This is a genomic window from Mesorhizobium sp. M1E.F.Ca.ET.063.01.1.1 (assembly GCF_003998155.1).
Lineage (GTDB): Bacteria > Pseudomonadota > Alphaproteobacteria > Rhizobiales > Rhizobiaceae > Mesorhizobium.
Genome location: NZ_RZSC01000242.1, coordinates 1 through 7,983, shown reverse-complemented (window position 1 = coordinate 7,983; position 7,983 = coordinate 1). Strand labels below are relative to the sequence as shown.

Below are 7,983 nucleotides of genomic sequence, written 5' to 3'. Positions count from 1 at the left end.
GCTCGTGGGTGCTATAGAACAGATTGATGGCAGGAACTCGTCGGGAAGCCCTATTCTTGCGAGTGCTGACCGCAACAAATGCTCTGCTGCGGTCGAAGTGGTGGCGCGCCGAATCTCACTCAGCAAGTACCCAGCCGGAACGCGCACTGACTGTCACCAACGTCAAAAAAACAGAAAGAGGTGGTCGTCTCGCCGCTCTACCGTGTAGCAAGCCAAGCGACCGCATCCAGCCGGCTCGTTGGAAGGATTGCCTGTCTGCAGATCGAACTCTGCAAAATGGACGGGGCAAACGATCTTATCTCGCTCGATGAATCCTTCGGACAATGAAGCCTCCGCGTGCGGGCATCGATCGTTCACCGCAAAGTACCGCTGGTCGATCTGAACGATCGCGACAGCTCCCAATTGATCGATCTCCAGCCGAGTTATTTCGCTCTCCGGGAAAGCATCAACGGGGCCAATGTCGACGCCTTCGGCTGGCCCTTTCCGCTGAGCTGAAGCCTTCGAGGACACTTGGACTCTGGTCGGAGCCTCAAGGTTGCCCAACGCCAGCTGGGATGCGAAACGATGGACCTCTTTCGATCGATTGATCCCAACGGCGAAACCGCCAAAGTCCCAAAAAGGCCAGCCATCGCCCTCGTGCCGGACCGCTTGGGCATTGGCATTGGGAAACCCTGCAATCTGGATCATCATGTCATACTGTGATGACCAGAACCTCGCTGGGGCTAATGGCTCAGCTGGAAGCGAAAGCATCGCTCGCGCGGCCGAATACGGTTGCTCATTTGCGTTATGCCAGCTTTCAACGCAGATACCTTTCGGATACCCGGGTCGCTGCTGCCGTGCTACGTCGCCGACGGCGAAGATATCGGGATCCGACGTGGCTCCACTCTCGTCGGTCACCACCCCGCCAGCCACGTTGAGACCAGCTGCGCGCGCTAGGTGGTCGTTAGGGCTAATGCCAATTGCCAGGACCAAATGTTCCGCTCTCTCGAGCCCGCTGGCCGTTGTCACGTCGATGTGATCAGGCCTTTCCTTAAAGGTAGGTACCTCTCCCAATCTGAGCTTCACCCCTTCGACGAGATGTCGGGCAGCCACATAGTCGGCCACTTCTCTGGGGATCATGCGTGCAAGCACTCTATCCTCCCGGCCGAAGAGCGTGACGTCGCACAGACGTTTGCGCGCTGCCGCCGCGATCTCAAGACCTAGCCAACCACTACCTAGAACACAGAGTGTGCAACCCGGCTGCAAAGATCGAGTCAGATTGGCCGCGTCTTCGATGGTGCGTATCACGTGGACCCGGCCGTGTCCTCGCTCGAGCCCGCGCAGCGTACGGGGGGATCCTCCCGTCGCGAGCACCAACCGGGCATATCGATGGCGCTCGCCATCTTGTGTTTCAATTTCGTGCGTCTGCCTGTGCACAGCAACAACCCGGCTGTTGAGGTTGAGATCGATATTCAATTCCTCGATCTGATCTGCCGTCAGAACATAGCTAGGGCCTATGGACCCGCCCTTTCCCTCATCGCCGCCCTTGGACAAAGGTGGCCGCTCATACGGAGCGTGTCGCTCTTCTCCAAAGATCCGTATTGATTGAGTCGAGCCCAGATCACGAAGGGCCTTGGCTGTCATAGCTCCGGCCTGCCCGGCGCCCACGATCACAATAGGGCGCTGCGGCTCCGGCGCGACCGACGTGCTGAGCGCATCGCCGACCGCTATCTCACCAGGTTCCAGCACCTCGCAATAGATGCCAAAGTTCTTTTCAAAATCTTTGATCAGCGCGCGAAGGACTGAACGATCTTCAGGCACCCCCTGCTGCGCAAGAGTCGTGAAAGCGCATCGCCCACAGCGGACTGTTCCACGGAGCCGCAACGCACCAATCGAGAAGTCCTTCCCGAGTAAGTTGTCTTCCGGGGATGCTCCCGCCAGGTCCGGCAAGTCTACCACGATATTAGGGCGGAAACGGCGGACGTCTATTTGGCTGTCGGGCAAACCAGCCTGGAGGTCGTCGAGAGACTGCCGGCTTAGCAAGTGGACGGGCTGCATTGCATACCGCGGTTTAGCTATGGCGTCTCCCACTTGAGTCCCGTAGCGCTTCAATTCCATCCGCGTACCGAAGATCGCTTCCAGTTCATCCAACATCGATGGATCATCAAAGGCGCGCCAAAGGCGACCGTCGCTCGAAATCTGGATGATCCCTGTATCGCCAACACGTGCTGCCAACCGCGGCGCCATATTCCACTTCTTCGACGTTGGCGGGCTTACGATGTTGCTGCTGTTTGCCTCGAACAGCGCGTGGGTCCGATCACCGGCAACCCCTGTTTTCATTATCATGGCGCGCACCAAGCTCTCCCCGGTGAGGGAGCTAACCGGATAACGCCAAATCTCTCGAACTGAACCGACTACAGTGATCATCGACCTTGGTATCTCCATGCGACGAATTGCTTACATCCTCACCCGTTCCGCCTTCGGATCGTACATCGGCTTCAGCGAAGCCTCCGCGGCAAACCGTTCTCCTGCGATCTCCACCTCATAGGATGAGCCAAGCACATCCGCCTCGCTCTCCCCTTGGCAGGGCACATAGCCAAGCCCGATCGCGCCGCCGAGATGGTGACCGTAATTGCCCGAGGTGATCGGGCCGACGATCCGGCCGTCGCGCAGGATCGCTTCGTTGTGGAACAGAAGGGGCTGAGGGTCCTTCAGGCGGAACTGCACGAGCCGGCGTGACAGGCCGGCTTCCTTTTTCCGCAGCACGGCGTCGCGGCCGATGAAGCCGGCTTTGCTCGTTTTCACCGCGAAGCCAAGGCCGGCCTCCAGCACATTGTCCTCGTCGGTGATGTCGTGGCCGAAATGGCGGAAGGCCTTTTCGATGCGGCAGGAATCCAGCGTATGCAGGCCGCAAAGCTTCAGGCCGACATCGGCGCCGGCTTCGGTGATCGCCTCGAAGACATGCGCGGCCTGCTCGGTCGAGACGTAGAGCTCCCAGCCGAGCTCGCCGACATAGGTGACGCGGTGGGCGCGGGCCAGCCCCATGCCGATCTCGATCTCCTGGAACGTGCCGAACGGATTGGCCTTGTTGGAAAAATCGTTCGGGCTGACCTTCTGGATCAGCTTTCGCGAGTGAGGCCCCATCAGGCAGAGCACGGCCTCGGCCGGGGTCACGTCGGTGATGACGACGAACTCGTCGGCGACATGCTTGCGCAGCCAGGCAAGGTCGCGCTGCAGCGTGGCGCCGGGGACGACCAGGAAATAGGCGGTTTCAGAAAGCCGCGTCACGGTGAGGTCGCTTTCGATGCCGCCCTTGGCGTTGAGCATCTGCGTGTAGACGATCTTACCGGGCGCGACGTCCATGTCGTTTGCGCAGAGCCGCTGCAGGAAGGCACAGGCATCGCGGCCCTCGACGCGGATCTTGCCGAAGGAGGTCATGTCGAACAGGCCGACCCCGTTGCGCACGGCGAGATGTTCCTCGCGCTGGTTGTCGAACCAGTTCTGCCGCTTCCAGGAATAGCGGTATTCGCGCTCCTGGCCGGGCTTGGCGAACCAGTTGGCACGCTCCCAGCCGGCGACCTCGCCGAAGACGGCGCCGCGCGCCTTCAGGTGTTCGTGCAAAGGCGATCGGCGCACGCCGCGCGAGGTCGCCATCTGGCGATAAGGGAAATGGTCGGCATAAAGGAGGCCGAGCGTTTCCGAGACGCGCTCCTTGAGGTAGCGGCGGTTCTTCTGGAACGGCTGGGCGCGGCGGATGTCGACTTCCCACAGGTCGAAGGGCGCCTCGCCATCGTTGATCCATTGCGCCAGCGCCATGCCGGCGCCACCGGAGGAGACGATGCCGATCGAATTGTAGCCGGTCGCCATCCAGTAGCCTGACAGCTCCGGCGCCTCGCCGAGATAGTAGCGGTCGTCGGGGGTGAAACTTTCGGGGCCGTTGAAGAAGGTATGGATGCCGGCGGTGCCGAGCATCGGCATGCGGTTGACGCCCATTTCGAGGATCGGTTCGAAATGCTCCATATCCTCGGGCAACTGGTCGAAGCAGAAATCCTCGCGGATGCCGTCCATGCCCCATGGCTTTGCCACCGGCTCGAAGGCGCCGAGCATCATCTTGCCGGCGTCTTCCTTGTAGTAGGCGCACTCGTCGGGCACGCGCAGCACCGGCAGGCGGCCGAGGCCGGAGATGGGCTCGGTGACCAAGTAAAAATGCTCGCAGGCATGCAGCGGGATGGTGACGCCGTTCTGCGCCCCAAGCTCGCGCGCCCACATGCCGGCGCAGTTGACGACGATGTCGGTCTCGATGGTGCCTTGGTCTTCGCCCTGCGCCCAGGACACGCCGATGACGCGGCCGGCCTTGGTGTGAACCTTGGTGACCTTCACATTCTCGGCGATGGTGGCGCCCCGCTGGCGCGCGCCCTTGGCCAGCGCCATGGCGATGTTGGCGGGGTCGCACTGGCCGTCGAGCGGCAGGTGCACCGCGCCGACCACATCGGAAACATTGAGGTGCGGGTACATCTCTTTGACTTCGCTCGGCGAAATCTCGCGCACGTCGACATCGAAGGCGCGAGCAAGCGATGCCTGCCGATAGATTTCGTGCTTGCGCTCCTCAGTCAGCGCCACCGTGATCGAGCCGACCTGGCGCATGCCGGTGCCGACATCGGTCTCGGCCTCCAGCTTGACGTAGAGGTCGGCCGAGTATTTCGCCAGCCGCGTCATGTTCTGCGAGGCGCGGAGCTGGCCGATCAGGCCGGCCGCATGCCAGGTGGTGCCCGAGGTGAGCTGCTTGCGCTCGAGCAGCACGATGTCGGTCCAGCCGAGCTTGGCCAGATGGTAGGCGACCGAGCAGCCGGAGACGCCGCCGCCGATGATCACGGCGCGGGCCCTGGTGGGAATGGTCTTGGTCATGCGGCCTCGCGGCGGTAGCTGGAAGCGAAGCGGCGCACGCGAAGCGCTGCTTCCTGAAGGACGGATTCAGGCTGACAGAGGCTGATGCGGATATGGCCGGCTGCAGCGTCGCCGAAGCTCGATCCCGGCATGACGCCGACCTTTTCCTTGTCGAGCAGCGCCCAGGCGAATTTCTCGTCGTCGGGTTCGATGGCGGAGATGTCGAGCATGACGTACATGCCGCCTTCGGAGCCGTGCACGGTGACGTCATTGACGCCGCGTATGGCGTCAAGGAAGACCGCGCGGCGCGCGGCGTAGCGCTCGGCGATTTCCTTCACGCCGTAGTGGTTTTCGAGCGCCTCGGCGCAGGCGATCGAGATGAAGGCCGGCAGGCCGTAGGTCGTCACCAGGTTGAGATCGGTCATCAGCGCGATCATCGCTTTCGGGCCGCTGAGCCAGCCCATGCGCCAGCCGGTCATGCCGTGGCTTTTCGACATCGAGTTGATGACCAGCGTGCGCTCGGCCATGCCGGGCAGCGAGCGCGGCGAGATGTGCTCGCCGCCGCCGAGCGTCCAGTAGACCTCGTCCGACAGCAGCCAGAGATCGCGTTCCTTGCAGATTTCGGCCAGTTGCTCGAGCCGTTCGCGCGAATAGACAGCCCCGGTCGGGTTGTTCGGCGTGTTGATCAGGATGGCGCGGGTATTGGGTCGGAGCGCCGCGCGGATCCTGTCGGCGTGCGGTTGGAAGCCGTCCTCGGCCGGCGTCTCGACCACGGTGAAGCTGGCGCCGGCGGCGCTGAAGGTGTTGGGGTAGGTGGCGTAGTAAGGCGCGACGACGATGGCGTGATCGCCGGGATCGAGCACACCCTGCACGGCAGCGTAGAGCGCGCCCTGGCCACCAGCCGTGGCGATGATCTCGTCCGGTTCCGTCAGGATGCCGGTGCAGGCGGTGGAAGCTGCCGCCATCGCCTTGCGCAGGCGCGGCAGGCCGGGCAAGGGCGTGTAGTGGTGGTTGCTGCCGCGCACGGCGTGGACGCAGGCCTCGATCGTTTCAGAGGGCGTGTCGAAGTCGTGATCGCCGACCGAGAGCACGATGATGTCCTCGCCAGCCTGTTTGCGGGTCCAGGCGGCGAAATGGACTTCCCAGCCGTCCTTGCCGGATGGCACGATGCCGGTAATGCGCTTTGACGGTTTTGGCATCAGGCTCTCAACCTCTCGTTCTTCGGATCCCAGAGCGGCTCGTCCTTCTGCACCACCGCCTTGAAACGGTCGCCGAAGATCTCGACCTCGATGGCCGTGCCGGGCTCGGTCAAATCGGGGCGCAGCATGCCGAGCGCGTTCGATTTGCCGACGCGATGGCCCCAGCAGCCTGAGGTCGTCTCGCCGACGATTTTCCCGTCATGCCAGAGCGTCGACATATAGGGCGCATCGCAATCGCCGGGATTTTCGACGACCAGCGTGACGAAGCGCTTCTTCACGCCTTGCTGCTTTTCGCTGAGCAAAGCCGCCTTGCCGCGAAAGTCAGGCTTGTCCCATTTGACGAAGCGCTCCAGCCCGCCCTGCAGGACCGAATAGTCGGTCGACAGATCGCCCTTCCAGGCGCGGTAGCCTTTCTCGAGCCGCAGCGAATCCAGCGCATACATGCCGAAGGGTTTCAGGCCGTGCTTCTGGCCGGCGGCCCAGACGGCGTCGAAGACAGTCGTCGTGTCGGCGACCTTGGTGTGGATTTCCCAGCCAAGCTCGCCGGCGAAGGAGACGCGCACCAGCTTCGCCCAGCGTCCGGCAATGGTCGTCTCCTGATGAGTCAGCCAGGGCAAGGTCAGGTCGGCGTCGCAGACCTCGGACAGTATATTGCGTGAATTCGGGCCGGCGAGGATCTGCGTCGAGTACTCCTCGGTGCGGTCGGTCAGCGTGAAGGCAGCATCGGCCGGCATCCGCGATTTCAGCCATTCGAAATCGTGCCATTGCGCCACCGCCGCGGTGATCAGCGTCATCTGGTCTTCGCCGTGGCGCACGACCGACATTTCGGTGACGATGCGGCCCTTGTCGTCAGCGAAATAGACGAGGCCGATCCGGCCGGGCTTCGGCACCAGGCCTGTGACCTGCAGCGCCAGCCAGTCGGCGGCCCCCGGGCCTTCGAGGTTGAAACGCGAGAAACCGGGCAGGTCGAGGATGCCGGCGGCATCGCGCACGGCCAGGCATTCCTCACGCACGCGGTGCTGCCACGGCCCGTCGCGGCGGAAGGTCAGCGTCGCTTCCTCCGAAATGTCGTCGCCGGGCTTCGCGTACCAGGTGGCGCGTTCCCAGCCGTTATAGGCGTCGAACTGGCCGCCCAGCGCCTTGATGCGATCGTGCAGCGGCGAGTGCTTGCGATCGCGCCCGGCCGGCCAGGCATGACGCGGGAACTGGATGGCGTATTCGTTGCCGTAAATTTCCAGGCCCTTGGCGACGCAATAGTCGGGCGCGGAGGCGAAGGACGTGAAGCGGCGCGGGTCGCATGACCACATGTCCCATTCGGTCTGGCCCTCGGTCACCCATTCCGCCAGCACCTTGCCGGCGCCGCCGCCTTGCGCGATGCCGAAGGTGAAGACGCAAGCCTCGAAGGCGTTCGGCACGCCGGGCATCGGCCCGATAAGCGGGTTGCCGTCCGGCGCGTAGGGGATCGGCCCGTTTATGACTTTCGAAAGGCCGGCGGTGCCCAGGATCGGCACGCGGGCGACGGCGTCGGCAAGATAGTGCTCCAGCCGGTCGAGATCGTCGGGGAAGAGCTGGAAGGAGAAATCCTCCGGCATCGGATCGTTATGCGTCGCCCAATGCGCGCGGCAATTGCGCTCATAGGGGCCGAGATTCATGCCGGTCTTCTCCTGGCGCAGGTAATAGGACGTGTCGACGTCGCGCAGCAGCGGCAACTTGTGGCCCTGTTCCTTGGTCCAGGCGGCGAGCTCGGGGATTTCCTCGAACAAAATGTACTGATGGCTCATCACCATCATCGGCACCTCGCGGCCGAACATTTTTCCAACTTCGGCGGCGCGGTAGCCGGCGGCGTTGATGACGATCTCGCAACGGATCTCGCCTTGCGGCGTCGTGACCACCCATTCGCCGTTCTCGCGGCGGACGCCGG

4 protein-coding genes are annotated in these 7,983 nt (G+C 63.1%); all 4 read right to left on the bottom strand.

The window, feature by feature from the left end; translation table 11 throughout:
* Positions 1–162: 162 nt before the first annotated feature.
* Entirely contained in the window at positions 163–2,406 is a 2,244-nt protein-coding gene (locus EOA29_RS18005) for an FAD-dependent oxidoreductase (protein WP_189350521.1), read from the bottom strand.
* 30 nt (positions 2,407–2,436) lie between these two features.
* On the bottom strand, positions 2,437–4,884 hold the full coding sequence (locus tag EOA29_RS18000; protein ID WP_127221228.1) for an FAD-dependent oxidoreductase: 2,448 nt from the start codon (positions 4,882–4,884) through the stop codon (positions 2,437–2,439).
* Positions 4,881–6,062 carry a pyridoxal phosphate-dependent aminotransferase gene (locus EOA29_RS17995; RefSeq protein WP_126093255.1) on the bottom strand — a complete coding sequence of 394 codons (1,182 nt, stop codon included), beginning with the start codon at positions 6,060–6,062 and terminating at the stop codon, positions 4,881–4,883. Before EOA29_RS17995 ends, EOA29_RS18000 begins: the two co-directional genes overlap by 4 nt.
* Positions 6,062–7,983, bottom strand: a 1,922-nt coding sequence (locus tag EOA29_RS17990) for an FAD-dependent oxidoreductase (RefSeq protein WP_145969694.1), incomplete at its 5' end; no start/stop codon positions are given. The genes EOA29_RS17990 and EOA29_RS17995, both read right to left, overlap by 1 nt.